Origin of the sequence: Woodsholea maritima DSM 17123 (assembly GCF_000382325.1) — a bacterium.
Lineage (GTDB): Bacteria > Pseudomonadota > Alphaproteobacteria > Caulobacterales > Maricaulaceae > Woodsholea > Woodsholea maritima.
This window is the reverse complement of the sequence record NZ_KB908063.1, coordinates 26,988-44,114: the sequence shown is the minus strand read 5'-3', so window position 1 is coordinate 44,114 and position 17,127 is coordinate 26,988. Positions and strand designations below refer to the sequence as shown.

17 protein-coding genes and 1 pseudogene are annotated in these 17,127 nt (G+C 56.7%); 6 read left to right on the top strand and 12 right to left on the bottom strand.

Annotated features, from left to right (window positions below):
- The first annotated feature begins 4 nt into the window (after positions 1-4).
- Genes H151_RS0113930 through H151_RS0113920 form a run of 3 tightly spaced genes read left to right on the top strand, consistent with a single transcriptional unit; the run spans position 5 to position 2,289 of the window.
- Positions 5-370: a response regulator gene (locus H151_RS0113930; protein WP_019962284.1), complete on the top strand. Its 366-nt coding sequence runs from the start codon at positions 5-7 to the stop codon at positions 368-370.
- Between the two features lie 18 nt (positions 371-388).
- A complete protein-coding gene (locus H151_RS0113925; protein WP_019962283.1) occupies positions 389-1,474 on the top strand; it encodes a protein-glutamate methylesterase/protein-glutamine glutaminase in 1,086 nt (361 codons plus the stop codon).
- The gene (locus tag H151_RS0113920; protein WP_019962282.1) at positions 1,474-2,289 is read left to right on the top strand and encodes a CheR family methyltransferase; all 816 of its coding nucleotides are present in this window, start codon (positions 1,474-1,476) and stop codon (positions 2,287-2,289) included. Before H151_RS0113925 ends, H151_RS0113920 begins: the two co-directional genes overlap by 1 nt.
- A gap of 148 nt (positions 2,290-2,437) precedes the next feature.
- Here H151_RS0113920 and ctrA read toward each other — a convergent pair whose 3' ends face one another.
- From ctrA to H151_RS17905, 4 genes and pseudogenes are all read right to left on the bottom strand, one after another.
- Positions 2,438-3,139, bottom strand: coding sequence for a response regulator transcription factor CtrA (ctrA, locus tag H151_RS0113915; RefSeq protein WP_019962281.1), 702 nt, complete (start codon positions 3,137-3,139; stop codon positions 2,438-2,440).
- Positions 3,140-3,327: 188 nt separating this feature from the next.
- On the bottom strand, positions 3,328-4,773 hold the full coding sequence (locus H151_RS0113910; protein ID WP_019962280.1) for a KamA family radical SAM protein: 1,446 nt from the start codon (positions 4,771-4,773) through the stop codon (positions 3,328-3,330).
- A gap of 236 nt (positions 4,774-5,009) precedes the next feature.
- On the bottom strand, positions 5,010-5,141 hold the full coding sequence (locus H151_RS17820; protein ID WP_267878386.1) for a hypothetical protein: 132 nt from the start codon (positions 5,139-5,141) through the stop codon (positions 5,010-5,012).
- Positions 5,142-5,205: 64 nt separating this feature from the next.
- A pseudogene (locus H151_RS17905) lies at positions 5,206-5,412 on the bottom strand (ATP-binding cassette domain-containing protein); the annotation flags it as partial.
- 240 nt (positions 5,413-5,652) lie between these two features.
- Between H151_RS17905 and fliI the strand changes: the two are divergent.
- The 3 genes from fliI (at position 5,653) to H151_RS0113890 (ending at position 8,819) form a co-directional block, all read left to right on the top strand.
- Complete coding sequence (fliI, locus tag H151_RS0113900; protein WP_019962278.1) at positions 5,653-6,978, top strand: flagellar protein export ATPase FliI; 1,326 nt, start codon at positions 5,653-5,655, stop codon at positions 6,976-6,978.
- Positions 6,975-7,391: a flagellar FliJ family protein gene (locus H151_RS0113895; protein WP_019962277.1), complete on the top strand. Its 417-nt coding sequence runs from the start codon at positions 6,975-6,977 to the stop codon at positions 7,389-7,391. The genes fliI and H151_RS0113895 overlap by 4 nt, the downstream gene beginning before the upstream one ends.
- A 414-nt stretch (positions 7,392-7,805) precedes the next feature.
- On the top strand, positions 7,806-8,819 hold the full coding sequence (locus H151_RS0113890) for a DUF6607 family protein (RefSeq protein ID WP_233354599.1): 1,014 nt from the start codon (positions 7,806-7,808) through the stop codon (positions 8,817-8,819).
- A gap of 411 nt (positions 8,820-9,230) precedes the next feature.
- On the opposite strand, the gene H151_RS0113885 is transcribed toward H151_RS0113890, so the two are convergent.
- The 8 genes from H151_RS0113885 to fliG all read right to left on the bottom strand — a co-directional run bounded on the left by H151_RS0113885 (position 9,231) and on the right by fliG (position 17,125).
- Positions 9,231-9,578, bottom strand: a complete 348-nt coding sequence (locus H151_RS0113885; RefSeq protein WP_019962275.1) for a hypothetical protein — start codon at positions 9,576-9,578, stop codon at positions 9,231-9,233.
- A gap of 61 nt (positions 9,579-9,639) precedes the next feature.
- The gene (locus tag H151_RS0113880; protein WP_019962274.1) at positions 9,640-10,461 is read right to left on the bottom strand and encodes a nucleotide-binding protein; all 822 of its coding nucleotides are present in this window, start codon (positions 10,459-10,461) and stop codon (positions 9,640-9,642) included.
- A complete protein-coding gene (locus H151_RS0113875) occupies positions 10,458-11,450 on the bottom strand; it encodes a flagellar biosynthesis protein FlhF (RefSeq protein ID WP_019962273.1) in 993 nt (330 codons plus the stop codon). Before H151_RS0113875 ends, H151_RS0113880 begins: the two co-directional genes overlap by 4 nt.
- A gap of 13 nt (positions 11,451-11,463) precedes the next feature.
- Entirely contained in the window at positions 11,464-13,596 is a 2,133-nt protein-coding gene (gene flhA / locus H151_RS0113870; protein WP_019962272.1) for a flagellar biosynthesis protein FlhA, read from the bottom strand.
- Positions 13,597-13,670: 74 nt separating this feature from the next.
- Positions 13,671-15,044, bottom strand: coding sequence for a sigma-54-dependent transcriptional regulator FlbD (gene flbD, locus H151_RS0113865; RefSeq protein ID WP_019962271.1), 1,374 nt, complete (start codon positions 15,042-15,044; stop codon positions 13,671-13,673).
- A 34-nt stretch (positions 15,045-15,078) separates the two neighbouring features.
- On the bottom strand, positions 15,079-15,411 hold the full coding sequence (gene fliN / locus H151_RS0113860) for a flagellar motor switch protein FliN (protein ID WP_019962270.1): 333 nt from the start codon (positions 15,409-15,411) through the stop codon (positions 15,079-15,081).
- Positions 15,412-15,420: 9 nt separating this feature from the next.
- Positions 15,421-16,083: a FliH/SctL family protein gene (locus H151_RS0113855; protein WP_019962269.1), complete on the bottom strand. Its 663-nt coding sequence runs from the start codon at positions 16,081-16,083 to the stop codon at positions 15,421-15,423.
- Positions 16,084-16,093: 10 nt separating this feature from the next.
- Entirely contained in the window at positions 16,094-17,125 is a 1,032-nt protein-coding gene (gene fliG / locus H151_RS0113850; protein ID WP_019962268.1) for a flagellar motor switch protein FliG, read from the bottom strand.
- Positions 17,126-17,127 lie beyond the last annotated feature (2 nt).

The following is a 17,127-nucleotide window of genomic DNA, read 5'->3' as shown; positions in this document are numbered from 1 at the left end:
GGTGATGAAAACCTGCCTGGTGGTGGATGATTCAAGGGTTATCAGAAAAGTAGCCCGCAAGATTGTCGAGGATATGGGCTTTGCCTGTGAAGAGGCGGCCGATGGACAACAAGCCCTCGATTACTGCCGAAAAAATATGCCTGAAGCGATTTTGCTCGATTGGAATATGCCGGTCATGAATGGCTTGGACTTTTTGATTGCACTGCGTGAAGAAGAGGGTGGGCGTAAGCCGATCGTGGTCTTCTGTACGACAGAAAACGACATGTCCAACATCACCCAAGCATTGCGCGCGGGGGCGGACGAATATGTGATGAAGCCCTTCGATGGCGACATCATTGAATCCAAGTTTGCTGAAGTCGGCCTGGTTTAAGACAAGATAGGACGCTGGATGACGGGCTCACCGACACAGATGGGTGCGGCGCAAAGCCGTACGGGACTGACATCGGTCATTGTCGTCGATGATTCTGCGGTGGTGCGCGGACTGGTCTCGCGCTGGATTGACGCCGATGAGCGTTTTCAAGTCTTGGCGACCTGTTCTGATGGCGAGCAGGGCGTTAAGAAAGCTCAAGAGCTGCAGCCCGACCTGGTGATCTTGGACGTGGAAATGCCCCGCATGGACGGGCTAACCGCGTTACCGCTGATCTTGAAGGCTTCGCCGCGTTCAAAAGTGGTCATGGCCTCATCTTTGACCCGTAAGGGCGGTGAGATCACCATTAAAGCCCTCTCCTTAGGCGCGGCTGATTATGCGCCCAAGCCTGAAGCGGGCCGGGTTGCGGGTGCAGATGCCTATCGTAAGGAGCTGCTAGACAAGCTGGCGGCTCTCTCGCCGCGCCGCGCGGCACCGGTTATGGCGCGTGCAGCCAATATTCCCGTATCTACCCGCCCGGTTGTACGCTCGAAGCCCAGCCTGGTGGCGATTGGCTCCTCAACCGGAGGGCCGCAGGCGCTACGCGAAGTCATTGGCTCACTGCAAGGCATTCGCGATGTGCCGGTGGTGATCACTCAGCACATGCCCAAGCTGTTTACCGCGATTTTGGCCGAGCACCTGACTAAGGCCGGCATGCCGTGTAAGGAAGCCACCGATGGTGAAATCCTCAAAGGCGGCCATGCCTATATCGCGCCAGGGGACTGGCACATGACCATTCATGGCAGCCCAGGTGCGTTTAAGGCCAAATTAGACCAAGGCCCGCAGGTGAATTTCTGTCGCCCGGCTGTAGATCCGATGTTCAAGACGGCCGCAGATGCGGCTGGAAAGTCGTTACTGGCGATTGTCCTGACCGGTATGGGCGCAGACGGGCGTGAAGGCGCGCGCGTCATTCGCAATGTCGGTGGACAGGTGATCGTTCAAGACCAGGCCACCAGTGTGGTCTGGGGCATGCCCGGCGCGGTCGCAGAAGCGGGCCTAGCGGACATGATCTTACCATTAAAAGATATCGGCGTAGAACTCTCACGCCGCTTGAAGGGGGGCGTATAATGCTACCTGAGCACAAACACCAAATTTTGGCCGCAGAAGTCAAAAAACGCTCAGGTCTCGTTTTGGGGCCGGAAAAGGGATATTTGATCGAAAGCCGCCTGGCTCCGGTCGCGCGCGCCGAAGGCATGGCCTCGGTTGAGGCGCTGGTCGATGCGATGCGCATGGATCAACGCTTGGCCAAGGTTGTCACCGAAGCCCTGTGCACCCATGAAACCTTCTTCTTCCGTGATCGCACCCCCTTTGACATGTTCCAGAATGTGATCATTCCAGCCATGGGGCCTGCGCGTACAAGCAATCTTCGCATTTGGTCTGCGGCGTGTTCCAGCGGGCAGGAGCCTTATTCGCTGGCCATCCTGGCCAATGAAATGGGGCGTGTGCGTCCGGATATTTTGGCAACGGACATTAGCCCGAATGTGCTGGAAAAGGCCAAAGCGGGTCTTTATTCCCAGTTTGAAGTTCAACGCGGTATGGCCATCCAGCGCCTGGTCAAGCATTTCGACCAGATGGGCGATAGCTGGAAAATTAAGCCCATGCTGCGCCAGATGGTGCGGTTTGAGGTTCTAAACCTGTTGGATGATTTCCGTCATCTGGGCAAGTTTGATGTCGTGTTCTGCCGCAATGTGCTGATCTATTTCGATGTGGAAGATAAGCGCCGCGTGCTTGAGCGGATTGCCAATCAGCTCCAGCCTGATGGCTTCTTGATCCTGGGCGCGGCGGAGACGGTTGTGGGCCTCACCAACGCCTTCCGTCCCGTACCCGGTCAGCGCGGCCTCTATGCCAAGCCTGAAGGCCTGGCGAAGATCGCAGCGGCCTAATCTAAATTCGCCTTGTGATGTATAAAGGGGAGCCGCTGGCTCCCCTTTTTTGTAAGCGATGGCGAGAGATGGCATTGAGATATTAAAAAACCCGGCTGGGGCGGAGCGCCGAGCCGGGTTTTTAATACTGTAGGACGTTGGCGCTGAATTAAGCGGCGCCGACTTCCATTTCTTCGTGTGGATCGCGCAGAACATAGCCGCGGCCCCAAACGGTTTCGATATAATGATCGCCGCCGGTTGCAGACTGCAGCTTCTTGCGAAGCTTACAGATAAACACGTCGATGATTTTCAGCTCGGGCTCGTCCATGCCGCCATAAAGGTGGTTCAAGAACATTTCCTTGGTCAAGGTTGTGCCCTTACGCAAAGAAAGAAGCTCCAGCATTTGGTATTCTTTGCCCGTCAGGTGAACGCGCTGATTGTTGACCTCAACGGTTTTCGCATCGAGGTTGACCGCGATATCCCCGGTCTTGATGACCGATTGAGAATGGCCTTTAGAGCGGCGCACAATGGCATGAATGCGCGCGATCAGCTCTTCTTTGTGGAACGGCTTGGTGAGGTAATCATCGGCCCCACAGCCCAGACCACGAACCTTGTTATCGATGTCCGCATTACCGGTCAGGATCAAGATCGGGGTATCGACCTTGGCCATCCGCAAAGTTTTGAGAACATCAAACCCAGGCATATCAGGCAGGTTCAGATCTAATAGGATAATGTCGTAATCATACAACTTACCCAGATCAACGCCCTCTTCACCAAGATCCGTTGTATAAATGTTGAAGCCGTCCGACTTGAGCATCAGTTCGATGCCCTGCGCGGTAGCTCGGTCATCTTCGATTAGAAGAACCCGCATCGATATCTCCGCCTTACACTCGCGCGAATCACTAACCCGCGCGTTAGCCCTATGGTTAACGTGCTTCGCAGCTTAGGGCGAGAAGTCCTTAAAGGAGGTTAATCACTCTTAAGCAGTGAAAGAAAAAATAAAAAAAGAGGGCATTTTTTGCAGTGCCCTCTTTTTTGGATAAATCTAACGCTTTGAAATTATTCAGCGGCTTGGCTTAACACCGGCAACAATGTTGCCATCAATTGGCCCCATTTTTTTTCATTTGCACCCTTTCGACCATCATAAAGGATGCGATCTTCATATCCAGTAATCCACAGCGCATTTTTATTGCGCCGTGCAATGATTAAATCGCCTTGCAGGTTTTCCACAGGGGTGCGGTGTAAACGGAAGATCACCAGACCCTCGGCCAGGGCATCGCCCAGCTCTCCGCCCAGGGCGCGCAGCTCTTCGCGGCCTTCAATCACGCCCACCACTTCGGTCTTGCCGGCTTCAGTGGAGAGGGCAAAGCGCGAGCGCTCAATCCCTGACAGATTGTGTTGGCTTTGCGCGTGAATTTTCCAGGCCGTTTCCACGGGCAGGGCAAAGGCTTTATGGCCCTCAATCTCGCGGCATTGGAAGAAATAGTGATTATTGACGCCCATGCGTTTAAGCTCGCGCTGCATCAGGCGCAGTACATTGGGATCATCATTGACGCTGTCAATAATCGGGGTCTGGTTTTCCAAGGTGACAAAGCTGCGTGCGCGCAGGCGGCTTGCGGCCTCTTGGACCAGAGGGTTGCGCTTTGGGCGGCCATGCTGGTTATAGACATAGCGGCCATCGGCCTCGACGTGCAAAAACTCATCCGGGTGGGTGAAGTGCACCATGAAGGCGATCATCACATCGGGGTGCAGCTCGTGGAACAGGTCGAGCATGGCGAAGAAATTATCGTCAAAGCGCTCGGGGTAGAAGGCCATCTCCTTGGTGCCGATGCGAATGATATCGAGACCCGCTTCGGCCAAACCATGCAGATAATCAAAGAGATTACGATTAGAGAGCACCATCGGATCGCCGCCCGACAAAAGCGCCTCACGAATGCGGGGCTTATCCGTGATCTCGCCTGAGGCCACCTTGGCATTATGCGTGGTGATATAGTCGGCAATCTCATGGATGGAGGCGGTGTCTTTACCCGTTTTGCCGGTCAGAAAGTCGGAGCGGTAGCAATACCGACACCAGGACGAGCAGGTGCGCACGACATATAATAAGACCAGCTCATACTTATGTAAGAGGCCCGGAATGGGCGAATATTTTAGCTGATTGGAAGGGTCTGCCTCACCGGAGAGGTCATCCATCTCTTCCGGGCGCGCCTTGATCAGATTATTGACCGCCTCAGAGCGTTTGGCGAGGTCAAGATAATAGCCCGTGGCGCGCGGGGGCAGGCGATTGGACACGCCGGAGGCTTCGAGCGCTTTTAATTCTGCCTCAGAATAGACGCTCGCCCCGCCTTCGGCCAGATATTGGCGATAGCGCGCAATATCATGCAGAACATAGCGGTTGAACTTGGTCTCTTGAATTTGGCCATAAAGATTATCTTTGTGGCGTCGCGAACGTGATTTCTGCTTCGGGCGGGATCCGGCGATCCGCACAGGCTGACTATCGAGCGGCATAGGCAATCCTTGTCGTCGTATTCAGGGTCGTGGCGTGGGTGCGCCAAACTGTTTTTATTGTGTGAGAGGCACGAACAAAGCGCGCCAATTGTCCTTAAGGCCCTTCTGCACGCAGATATCCTTATGGGGGACGGGCCGGACAAATCTGAGGCGGACCATAGAGATTTTGGCGAAAAAGGAAACAGCTGAGCGGTTTTTTCTAGGATTCCACTGCATTTTGACAAAAATGAAAAGATCTAGTGAGGCTGTACACCTAGGTTAAGTATCTGATCAAAGGTGAGATTGTCGGTGAAGCCTTGGTCATGGCTGAGCGTGATCAAGCTGGCGCTCAAGGGCGTAAATGTCGCCATGACGCAGGACTGTCTCATCCTTGCCCTCTAAAACCCGATTACTTGGAGCGCATTGACTTCGCTCTAAGCCCCAGCTCTGCTCCTGGCTTAACACCGCTCCGCTAAGGTTAATCACCCCGCGCGTGGGGGTGAGTTTTTGGGTGATAAGCGCGAGGAGGGTAGACTTTCCAGACCTGTTAGGTCCGGTCAAACCCACGCGCTCGGGGCCTTGGCTGTAATTAAGCTGAGAAAAAAGCGTTTGCGCGTCAGGTGTGACGTAGGTGAGATCCGTTAGAGATAAAGAGGGCATAAAGGCGTCCGATAACAGCGTGTGCACAAAGGGTTAGGTCAAAATTGTGCAGTGCCGAAATCATCGGCAATCTCCTGTGGATCAATGCAATTGAGTTTAGCCTAACCGGGCCAATCAGTCAAAAGTGGGCCGTTGGTGCGCGAAAGAGATCTATGTTTACGCGGTTGAAACCGCACTGACGTTATAACGCTCCATGAACCTTAAGCCCGAGCCAAAAGGCTCATTATTGCGAGAACCGCAGTGCAAAGTCTGATCGAACGTGTTCGCGGCCTTGAAACGCGCACCTATAAGGGGCGTGTGGCGGCCGTCAACGGATTGCTGATCGAAGCGCAAGGCCCGATGGCGGGCCTGACGCTGGGCGCACGTGCGCAGATTTCTCATCGCTATGGCTCCAGCGTGTGCGAAGTGGTCGGCTTTCGCGGCGATACCGCTTTGATGATGGCCTTTGGCGATCTGCATGGTGTGCGCCCGGGCGCAGAGGCGACTTTGCAGCCCGAAGGCGCACTGGTCCGCCCCCATGAAAGCTGGCTGGGCCGGGTGATCGACAGTTTTGGTGCACCTTTGGATGATTTAGGCCCCTTGGCCGATGGCCCGGCGGGCTATCACCTCAAAGGGGGACCGCCCAGCGCCCATGCGCGCGATCGTCTGGGCGAGCGTCTGGATCTGGGTGTGCGCGCGATGAATTTGTTTACCCCGATGCGTCGGGGGCAGCGCCTGGGCGTGTTCGCCGGATCGGGCGTGGGCAAATCGGTTTTGATGTCGATGCTGGCGCGCGGATGTGACGCCGATGTTATCGTGATCGGCCTCATCGGGGAACGTGGGCGTGAGGCCCGCGAGTTCGTTGAGGATGTGCTGGGACCGGACGGGCGTGCGCGCTCAGTCGTCATCACTGAAACCTCCGATGCGCCCGCCTTGGCGCGCCGCCAGGCGGCTTATATGACGATGACGGTGGCGGAATATTTCCGCGACCAGGGCAAATCGGTCTTCTGTCTGATGGACTCGGTCACGCGTTTTGCCCTGGCCCAGCGCGAGATCGGTCTTGCCGCCGGTGAGCCCCCGACCACGCGCGGCTATACCCCGTCGGTCTTTGCAGAATTACCCCGCCTGTTGGAGCGCGCCGGCCCTGGTGTGAAGAGTGGCGGGTCTATCACCGGTTTATTTACCGTTTTGGTGGATGGTGATGATCACAACGAACCGGTCGCCGATGCCGTACGCGGTATTCTGGACGGCCATATTGTGATGGATCGCGCGATTGCCGAACGCGGACGTTTCCCGGCGATTGACGTTTTGAAATCAATTTCGCGCACTGCCCCAGAGGTTTATGAGCCCCAAGAGGCTCCCCTGGTGCGTGAGGCGCGTAAAAATCTTGCTGCCTATGCGGACATGGCCGAGTTGATACGGCTGGGCGCTTATGCACAAGGCTCAAACCCGGAGGTGGACCGGGCAATTACGGTCAATGAACCGTTAGAGGCGCTACTTAATCAGGCAAAAGATGAGGCCTCCTCAATCGAGGAGAGTTTCGCAGCCCTAAGCGCAATTTTGGTGGATGAGGGAGTTCAAGGATGACACGCTCGCACGCACCTTTGATCCGGCTGGCCCGGTTCAAAGTAGAAGAGCTTCAAAAACAGATGGCCGAGATAGATCGCGCACGCCAGTCTATTCTCGATCAGATTGATCGCCTGGAAGAAAGCGTTCCCGGTGAACAAGTGGTCGCGCAGGAAAATAAAGACGGGTTCTTGGCCTATGGCTCCTATGCCCGTTCTGTTATTGCGCGCAAAGACAATCTTCGCGCCTCGCTCGATGGGGTTCAGGCCCAAACTGATGAGCTGCGCACCCGCATGGAAACGGCTTTCCAGGAATTGAAAAAATACGAATTGCTTGAAGAGCGCCGCCTGGCCCGCGCTCAGGAAAGCGTGCGTAAAGCCGAGCAAGATGAAATGGATGAGATCGCAGGGCGCATGCGCCGCCTGGCGAATTAGGATCTCAATCCTCATCACCACAAAAATAAGTAAGCCCGGGCTGATGACCAATCGCCCGGGCTTACTCCCCTCAAAGCGCGCCAGGAACAAAACGCGCCAAGATGAATTTAGATCGCCCTGCCTTTGATCGAGGAAGGCAGGGCGATCTTATGTATCCAGCTCGCCGCTCTTCTGGGAAAGGACGGATCTTTCCCGGTAAGCCGGATACAGACTTTGAACCCCTTACATCATCTGCCGATACGCGATTTCCCGATGGGGGAGGCGTGGAAAGATGCGCGCCCACAGTTGCAAGTGGTTCTCAGTTGCGATAGTTGTGCCTCAGTCTTATTAAGAACGCAAGTCAGAATCGCTCGCAATTTGCACCGGGTGATTTTAGCCATCTGGGCCTGGCTGTGTGTGTGGAAGGGGAAGACGATGATGCGACAATCACTAAGAATAGGTCTGGTTGGGGCTGTCTTGATGGTGGCGGGCTGTACGAGTGTGCCGGCTGATTTAAATCAGGGTCCGGCGGTGAGCGCTGCGCGCACTGAGGCGCAGTATGAAGCCGATCGCCAAGCTATTTTGGCGATGCAGGGCGATTATGCGGTAACCTTTGATTTCACTGAAACCGTTGCCATTGCTGAGGGATATGAGCTGAAAGAGCCCAAACTCAGCGGCGCGCGCGAGGTTGTTTGGGTGATCGCCGATACCGGTGATTTCATTTCGCTGCAGCATGCCTTGCTGGTCGGTGATGAGGATGCGCCCTTTGTGATCAAGCATTGGCGTCAAGACTGGCAATATCAACCGAGCCAGGTTCTGGCTTATGAAGGTTTTCAAACTTGGCGGGTCGATCCGGTCAGCGCGGCTGAGCGCATCGGGGCCTGGTCGCAAACCGTTTATCAAGTCGATGATTCCCCGCGTTATGCGGGCGTTGGGCGCTGGCACCATGGTGAGGGAGCCGCCACCTGGCAACCGCCGGTATCCTGGCGGCCTTTACCGCGCCGTGATGCAACGACGCGTGATGATTATGATGTGATCGCGGCCGTTAATCGCCACACCATCACGCCTTGGGGGTGGACCCATGAACAGGATAATTCCAAGCTGATCCTGCGCACGACACCGCATCAGGAATTGGTCCGTGAAGTGGGGGTCAATACCTATCGCAAGGCTGAGCTGGTCGGCACGTTTGCGGTGGAGGAATATTGGGCCGCGACGGCGCAATACTGGGCGCGGGTACGTGCGGCCTTTACCCAGCTTGAAACCACCAGCACGCGTTTTACCATTCATGATGACGCCGAGGGTACCCAGCTTTATGGTCCGCTCCTCTCCTTAAGTCAGGAGATTTATTTTGAGGCCAAAACCACCGATGCCGCCTGGGCCGAGGCGGTGGAGTTGTTACAGGCGCAAATCATCCAAGACGGCCATGGCTTTGTCGTGGATGTGGAATAGAGGACTTTATCCTCCCCCCAATTGCGGGGGAGGGGGTTCCCTGGACCCCGGATCAAGTCCGGGGACGCGTTCTGAATTAAATAAAGGACTGTCATCCCGGACGAACGAAAGTGAGATCCGGGATCTATAAACATCGCCTTCACGCTCAATAGATCCCCGATCAAGTCGGGGATGACAGGTTAAGAGGTTTCCTCGCTTACGCTGCGGGCGCGCAATTTTTATTTGTCCTATCGCCTGTCGGCTATTTGAGGACAGTCGCGCTTGCGACCCTTCGGGTCGAACATGTCATGCCAGATCAAGTTTGGGTGACAGCTTGGTGATTTATCCTCCCCTGCGATAGCGGGGGAGGTGGCCTGAAAGGCCGGAGGGGGCAGCTTTGGATTCCAAAATCAAGTTTTAGCGTAAAGCCGATCAGCCGCGTTTCTTTTGAGGCGGTGCAGGCGGGGGGCCATAGCGTCGGCGGGCATAGAACATCGCCGCAATCAGCCCGAAATACAGGGCCAGACGTAACACTGCGGCGGCACCATTATCATCGAGACGGGTAAAGGCGAACTGGAAAGCAAAATTGGCCGGAATGCCTTCAAACATGCGTCCGAAGAAGGGCGCAATGGAATCGAGCGTATAGGCGGTTAAGGCTGCCGGGGTCAGTTGATCCCAGCGCCGAATGACCAGCGCGCCGACAATCGAAAACGCGATCAGCATCCACCAATCTGATGCGGTAAAGCCCTCGGCGAGCCGCTCTACAACCATATCGAACATAAGCGCCCCCACGCCTGATAAAAACCGCGCGCTAAGCCCCTAAAGGGCCAGCGGTTTAACCCTAACGGTGTTTTACGCCGGTCGCGAGGGCATTGGCAAGGCGTTCCAGATCGGCAGACGCATCACTGGTGGGATAGCGCACACTGACGGGGGTTTGGGTGCGGATGGCCTGGGGCACGTGGGGGTCGCGCCGAATGATACCGGCCAAAGGCGGACGGAAGCTTAAAAAGCTCTCACAGGTGCGCGCGAAGGTCAGATAGGCTTGCTCAGCGGCTTTGCGGCTGGGTGCGCCATTGACGACAATAAAGGGTGAGGCCCCTTCATCGCGCATGCGCAAAGTTTTCACAAAGGCATAGGCATCTGTCAGCGAGGTCGGCTCATCATTGATGATGATCAGCACATCATCGGCGGCAATGGCCAGGCGAATATTGGTGCGTTCTGCCCCGGCGGCCAGATCCAAAATGGTGCGATCATAGGAAAGCGCGACGGCGGCAACATTGGCGGCCAGATCATTCACGGTATCCATATCCAGACCGGCCAGCGCGCCTGAACCCGATTGCCCGGGCAGCACATCAAAGCCGCCGCGATCTTTGGATCCGCCAAGTACCGGGGAGAGGGCCTCTTGCAAGGTCATCCGGCCTGACACGACCGAGGCGAGATCCCCGGCGGGGGTAATTCCCATCTGCACATCGACATTGGCCATGCCCAGATCGGCATCGACCAGCAGAACCCGCTCGCCCAGGCGGGAAAATCCGCGCGAGAGCGAGGTGGAAATCACAGTCTTGCCCACCCCGCCCTTACCTGAGGCCACGGCGAGGATCCGCCCGGCCGTGCGCGGTCCGTTTTGCGGGAAAGGTGTGGATGCGGAGGTCGGACGGTTCATCCGCTTATTCCTTCAAAGGGGCTGTCGAAATCGTCGAGCAATAAGCGCGATAAACGTAAGGGTGTGGCGGGCGCAAGCCCAGAGCCAATAAAGGGAGAGGCAGAAATTTGAGCATAAGAGAGCCCGGCTTCGCCAGCCCCTAAGAGCCCACCCAGGCGCCGGGCAATATCCAGCTTGGTAATCACCGCGCGCGCGACCCCGATGGAGGCAAACAGCGCGGCCATGTCTTCACCATCCTCAGGGCCCATCGCAGCTTCATGGGTAAGGATGATCTCGCCTTCACTGGAAAGCGCGATGTCGCGAAGATCATCAAGCTGGTCGAGGTCAAAAGGATTACACGCCGGACTATCGATCAGGATAACGCTTTCTTCTGCCCCTGCCATGACGGCATCCAATTCATGGGGGCCAAGGGCGGTTTCGAATTTGCAACTCATGGCGTGGGCAAAGGCACCTAGACGCTCACGCGCGCCTGCGGCCCGGTCCATGCCGATAATTAGCGTTGAGTTTTTATGCGCCAGCGCGCGCGCGGCGACCTTGGCCAAGGTCGAGGTCTTGCCAGAGCCCGGCGTTCCGGCGAAGACTAGCGGGCGTTGCGGGGCTGGCTCAATGGGGTGCATGGCATAACGCGCATCCAGGGCGCGCGCCAACATGGCGGTCGCTTCACCCTCTTCAAAGGCGCAGGCCGATTCAATCAACGCTTCTGCCGCAGGTTCCGAAACCCGATGATAGGAGAGGGCGCGCGCAATGCGCGTCAAGCCCTCGGCATGATCACCGCGTTCTTTGCGTCGGTCTTCATTGCGCTGGGCGGCATGGCTTTGGGCATCTTGTTCGGGGCGCGCCAGGGGTATGCGTTCTGCGGCCGCGCGCACTTCCACCCCGCCGCCGGGCGCATCATGGGTGGCGATAATCACCGCATCATGACCCATGGATTGGCGCACCTGGCTCATCGCCTCATGCAAGGTTTTCCCGGTAAATGTACGAAGACGCATGGCGCCCTAACCCCTAGACCTGACCCAATGTTTTCAGTTTTGCGCTCGGATGGATTTCATTTTGCGACATCACAATGGTCTGGGGCCTGAAGCGTTCCACCAGGGAGCGGACATAGGGCCGGATCATCGGAGAGGTCAACAAAACTGGTACTTCACCCATATTTCCTGCGTGATCGAAGGCTACACGCACAGCGTTTACAAAGTCTCGCAGTTTTGAGGGGGCGAGCGCTAATTGTTTTCGCTCACCATCATTAATAAGGGCTTCAGCAAATGATTGCTCCCATTGCGGGGACATGGTGATGACGGGCAATTGCCCATCCATGCCCCGATTGGCAAAGCACAGCTGGCGCGCCAGGCGGGTGCGCACATGCTCAACAATGGCGTCAAAGCTCTTGGTATGGCTGCACGCTTCGGCAATGCCCTCCAATATCGTGCTGAGATCGCGGATCGAAACGCGCTCTTTCAGCAGCGATTGCAAGACCCGCTGAATACCGGCCTTGGTGATCTGGTTGGGGGTAATGTCCTCAACCAGGCTTTGATGCTCTTTACAAAGACCGGCGAGGAGTTTTTCCGTTTCCGCATAGGATAGTAGCTCAGGCATATTATCGCGCAGAATTTCAGTCAGATGAGTGACCAGAACTGCTGCCGGATCGACCAAAGTATAGCCGCGGAAGGTCGCTTCTTCACGCAAGGCGTCCTCGATCCAGGTCGCAGGCAAGCCAAAGGCGGGTTCTTTGACATGGGTGCCGGGCAGTTCGACCTGCGCTCCGGTAGGGTCCATCGCCAATAGATGACGCATTTTCAAGACGCCAGCCCCGGCCTCCATCTCTTTGACGCGGATCACATAATCTTCGGCAGACAATTGTAGATTGTCGATGATGCGCACCGATGGCATCACAAAGCCGCTTTCCTGGGCCAGATTGCGCCGGAGCGCCTTGATCTGGTCGGTCAGTTTGCGCCCTTCGACGTCATTGATCAGCGGCAGCAGACCATAGCCCAGTTCGACCTTAAGATCGTCCATGGCCAGGCTGTCTTCGATGGGCGGTTCTGCGTTTTCGCTCTCAGCTTCTGCGCCCGGCTCACCCGGAGCGGGACGCCCCGCGGCCCGGCGTTTTTCCATCGCTTTTTTCTCATCAACCTGCTCGCGCGAGGGGGAGAAATAGGCCAAAGCCCCGGCACCCGCCGACATCAGTGCAAAGGGGATCAGCGGCATGCCGGGCAAGAGACCGACAATCATGGCACTGACCGCGACGACACCCAGGCCTTGGCGATTGGCGACCAGCTGGCCGAAAACGGCTTTTTCAGCCTGACCCTCTAAACCGGCTTTGGAGACGAGAATACCCGCAGCGACTGAAATGATCAGGGCCGGAATTTGTGAGACCAGACCATCACCAATGGTCAAAGTGGAATAGGTGTTGGCCGCATCGCCAAAGGCCATACCACTTTGTGCCACGCCGATAATCATGCCGCCGATCAGGTTGATCGCGGTAATCATCAGGCCGGCCATGGCATCCCCGCGCACGAATTTCGACGCACCGTCCATGGCTCCGAAGAAGTTGGATTCGTCTTCCAGCTTTTTACGCCGATCGCGCGCTTCATCCTCATTGATCAGGCCGGAGGAGAGATCGGCATCAATCGCCATTTGCTTGCCGGGCATCGCATCCAAGGTGAACCGGGCGGCCACTTCGGCGATCCGGCCTGAACCCTTGGTGATCACGACGAAGTTCACAATGACCAAGATGATGAAGACGATAATCCCGATGACGAAATTACCTTGCATCACGAAGGCCCCGAAGGCTTCGATGATCTGGCCCGCCGCGCCCGTCCCGTTGGAGCCTTCAGACAGGATCAGCCGGGTCGAGGCGACATTAAGGCCCAGGCGCAGCATGGTCGTGATCAAGAGCACGGTCGGGAAGGCGGTAAATTCCAAGGCCGAACGGGTGAAGAGCGCGGTCATCAAAACCAGGATCGAAAGCGAGATTGAAATCGCCAACGAAAAGTCCAGCAAAAACCGGGGCAGCGGCAGGATCAGCATGGTCAAAATGGCCAAGATCCCAACCGCCATACCAATATCCCCGCGCAAAAAGCGCTTGGTCCAGGCCGGCATGCCGGAGCTAGAGGAAGGGGTGAGCGAGCTGTCTGCCATGATGGGTCTGCTTTATGGTTAAGGCATTAAGGCAAAGCGAAAATCGGTCGAGCGCGAGTCAAAAATGCTAAGATCTAGGCCGGGCTGATGCGGGTTTCCCCCGGACCCGGCACGCTGACCCCTTCATCGGAATATTGCTTGAGCTTATTGCGCAAGGTGCGGATCGAAATGCCCAGAATATTCGCCGCATGGGTGCGATTACCCAGACAATGATCCAGCGTATCGAGAATGAGGTTTTGCTCCACTTCCGCGACCGTCATCCCCACCCGTGCGGCTTGGGGCAGGTGTGCAGCCTGGGCGGCGTGTTGGACCAAGGGATGGGTCTTGGTGGACATCCCGGAAAAGGCGGAGCCATCGGGCATGCGAATGGCTTCGGGCGTGATCACTTCACCGCCCGCCAGCAGAACCGCGCGGTGCATGGCATTTTCCAGCTCGCGCACATTACCCGGCCAGTCGCGCGCGGTAATCATCGCCTTGGCGTCTTCGCTGAGGGTTTTATGGCCCACCCCATTGGCGTCGGCATATTTGGCGATGAAATGATCGGCCAGCGCGATGGCATCAGAGGGGCGATTGCGCAGCGGCGGCACAGCCAGATTGACAACATTGAGGCGGAAGAGGAGATCCTCGCGGAAGCTGCCGTCTTTGACGGCCTGGGCGAGATCGCGGTTTGAGGTCGCCAGCACGCGGATATTGACTTTGACCGGCTTGGTGCCGCCCACCCGGTCAATCTCGCGCTCTTGCAGGGCGCGCAGTAATTTAGCCTGCAGGCGCGCATCCATTTCGGAAATCTCATCGAGCAAGAGCGTGCCGCCATCGGCCTCTTCAAATTTACCGACCCGGCGCGCAATCGCCCCGGTGAACGCGCCTTTTTCATGTCCGAACAGTTCGGATTCCAAAAGGTTTTCTGGAATAGCCGCGCAGTTGACCGAGACAAAGGGCTGGTTTGCGCGCTTGGACTTCATATGGACATAGCGCGCCATGACTTCTTTACCGACCCCGGATTCCCCGGTGATCAGGACAGAAGCATCAGACGGCGCAATGCGCTCCGCCAGTTCGATGACCTGCAACATCGCCGGATCGCGCGCAATAATCGGGCGATTATCTTCGGCAACGGCCGCCAGAACCGCCGCGATCAGCTCTGCATCAGGGGGCAGGGGAATGAATTCCTTCGCGCCGGAGCGAATGGCAAAGGCGGCATTTTGCGGGCTGGCATTCACACCGCAGGCAACCACAGGCACGGTGATGCGCTCAGCCTCATTGGCGCGGATCAGGCTTTGAATGTCCAGATCGACATCGACCATCAACAGATCCGCACCCTTGCCTGCGCGCAAATAGGCGGTGGCCTGAGAGACGGTATCGACATGGGCGACTTTCGCGCCGCGATCCATGGCGATCTTTGTGGCGGTCGATAGCTGGCCGCCTAAACTTCCTACGATGAGTACCCGCATGGCTCATATCCTCCAAGGCTTTGGGAAGGGGCGGCTAGACGCCTTCGCCATCCTTAATAATTTCGGTCATGGTCACGCCCAGGCGCTCATCCACGACCACGACTTCACCGCGCGCAACCAGGCGGTTATTGACGTAAATATCTATGGCTTCACCGACTTTGCGATCCAGTTCCAACACTGAACCAGACGACAGTTTCAGAAGCGAGTTGACATCAATCTGGGCTTTACCCAGAACGGCCGAGATATTGACCGGAACATCGAAGACCGGTGCCAGATCGGTGGCCGTTCGCAATTCATCGTCAATCAAGGTGGCGGGCTTACCGCCTTCATTGCCAAACTCGGGTAAATTTAAATCATCATCAGCCATGATAGACCTCTATTGTCCGCTGGCCTGATCGAAATCAGGGTCTTCAGCGTGGTCAGGCGCGCTGGACGGGGTTGCCAGCCATTTTTCCGCCGCGCCTTGAATTTGGGTGAGAATGTCTTGGCGGGTGCGCTCGATCGCCCCATTTCGCCACTCTAAAACGCAATCGCCCACCGCCATGTCGTCATCGCCGCGCACATGGATCGCGCCCTCATAGCCGATATGCTTGGCCATTTGCTCGATTTCAGGGGCGAGGGCATCGACATAGATCGGGTTCAAGCGAATAGTGACACGCGGTTCGCCGCGAAGATCGCCTAGCGCCTCTTCAATGCATTGACGCACGCTCTCTTCGCCAAATTGCTCCAGCGCTTTGTCCGCAATGACTTGCGCGGTAATGAGGGCGAGTTCAACGGCCTCGTGACGCAGGCTTTCAGATTCTTGATGGAGGCGGGAGAGCAAGATTTGTAAGCGCCCGTCAATATGGCGCAGCGCATCGGCGCGCGCATGAGCGGCCTTGGCCTCTTCGCCATGCAAAGCCGCCTGGGCGGCGGCCTGCGCCTGCGCGTCGGCTTCTTCAATCGTGAGGATTTTCTTGATCCCGGTATTATCGCGCAGAATGGTCCCATCCGCGGCGTATTCGCGATCGAAAGAGAATTTCTCGTAGCGTTCAGCCATTCATCGGGTCCTAGTAAATCAGCTCGTCTTCGCCGCCGCCATCGGCGATCAAAATCTCGCCCTTCGCGGCGAGATCCTTGGCGGTGTTGACCATGGTTTGTTGCGCGCCATCGACGTCTTTCAGGCGTACCGGGCCGAGGGCGGCCATATCCTCGCGCATGATTTTTGCCGCGCGTTCGGACATGTTGGAGAAGAACATATCGCGAAGCGTGTCCGAAGCCCCCTTCATGGCCAGGCCCAGTGTCTCCTTGTCCACCACGCGCAACAAGGTCTGAATGCCTTGCGGGTCGAGCTTGTTGAGATCTTCGAAAACGAACATCAAAGAGCGAATTTTCTCAGCCGAATCGCGGTTACGCTCTTCCAAAGCGGCCAGAAAGCGGTTTTCGGTCTGACGGTCGAAATGGTTGAAGATGTCCGCCATCATTTCGTGACTGTCTTGCTTCGAGGTCCGCGCCAGGTTGGACATGAATTCAGTCCGCAAGGTCTCTTCGATCTTCTCCAAGATCTCGCGCTGAACCGGTTCCATGCGCAGCATGCGCATCACAACTTCCAGGGCGAAGTCTTCCGGCAGCGCGCCGAGCACCCGGCTGGCGTGATCAGATTTTACTTTCGAAATCACCACCGCGACGGTCTGGGGATATTCGTTTTTGAGATAGTTCGCCAAAACTACCTCATTCACATTGCCCAGCTTATCCCACATGGTGCGCCCGGCCGGACCGCGCAGCTCCTCCATGATGGCTTCGACTTTTTTGCCGGGCAGGAAAGAGGCCAGCATGCGCTGGGTCTTATCCACCGAGCCGGAAATCGTCCCCGTGGAGGACATATTGCCGACAAATTCAACAATCACGCTTTCGACGACGTTCGAGGACACATTGCCCAAATTGGCCATGGCCTGGGAGACGATGCGGATTTCTTCCTCCTCCATCATTTCCCAAAGTTGAGCCTGTTCTTCGCCCAGCGCCATCAAGATGACGGCCGCTTTCTCTGCGCCCTCTAATTGGGTCGCATCATCGACATGGCGAATATCTTTATCGCGCGCCATTT

Bases quoted from the DNA above. Each gene is read 5' to 3' on its own strand.
- H151_RS0113910 (WP_019962280.1), bottom strand. From the start codon at position 4,773: ATGCCGCTCGATAGTCAGCCTGTGCGGATCGCCGGATCCCGCCCGAAG.
- fliG (WP_019962268.1), bottom strand. From the start codon at position 17,125: ATGGCGCGCGATAAAGATATTCGCCATGTCGATGATGCGACCCAATTA.
- H151_RS0113895 (WP_019962277.1), top strand. From the start codon at position 6,975: ATGACACGCTCGCACGCACCTTTGATCCGGCTGGCCCGGTTCAAAGTA.
- H151_RS0113885 (WP_019962275.1), bottom strand. From the start codon at position 9,578: ATGTTCGATATGGTTGTAGAGCGGCTCGCCGAGGGCTTTACCGCATCA.
- H151_RS0113875 (WP_019962273.1), bottom strand. From the start codon at position 11,450: ATGCGTCTTCGTACATTTACCGGGAAAACCTTGCATGAGGCGATGAGC.
- H151_RS0113855 (WP_019962269.1), bottom strand. From the start codon at position 16,083: ATGGCTGAACGCTACGAGAAATTCTCTTTCGATCGCGAATACGCCGCG.
- H151_RS0113890 (WP_233354599.1), top strand. From the start codon at position 7,806: ATGATGCGACAATCACTAAGAATAGGTCTGGTTGGGGCTGTCTTGATG.
- H151_RS0113920 (WP_019962282.1), top strand. From the start codon at position 1,474: ATGCTACCTGAGCACAAACACCAAATTTTGGCCGCAGAAGTCAAAAAA.
- H151_RS17820 (WP_267878386.1), bottom strand. From the start codon at position 5,141: ATGAGACAGTCCTGCGTCATGGCGACATTTACGCCCTTGAGCGCCAGC.
- fliN (WP_019962270.1), bottom strand. From the start codon at position 15,411: ATGGCTGATGATGATTTAAATTTACCCGAGTTTGGCAATGAAGGCGGT.
- flbD (WP_019962271.1), bottom strand. From the start codon at position 15,044: ATGCGGGTACTCATCGTAGGAAGTTTAGGCGGCCAGCTATCGACCGCC.
- flhA (WP_019962272.1), bottom strand. From the start codon at position 13,596: ATGGCAGACAGCTCGCTCACCCCTTCCTCTAGCTCCGGCATGCCGGCC.
- H151_RS0113925 (WP_019962283.1), top strand. From the start codon at position 389: ATGACGGGCTCACCGACACAGATGGGTGCGGCGCAAAGCCGTACGGGA.
- ctrA (WP_019962281.1), bottom strand. From the start codon at position 3,139: ATGCGGGTTCTTCTAATCGAAGATGACCGAGCTACCGCGCAGGGCATC.
- H151_RS0113930 (WP_019962284.1), top strand. From the start codon at position 5: ATGAAAACCTGCCTGGTGGTGGATGATTCAAGGGTTATCAGAAAAGTA.
- H151_RS0113880 (WP_019962274.1), bottom strand. From the start codon at position 10,461: ATGAACCGTCCGACCTCCGCATCCACACCTTTCCCGCAAAACGGACCG.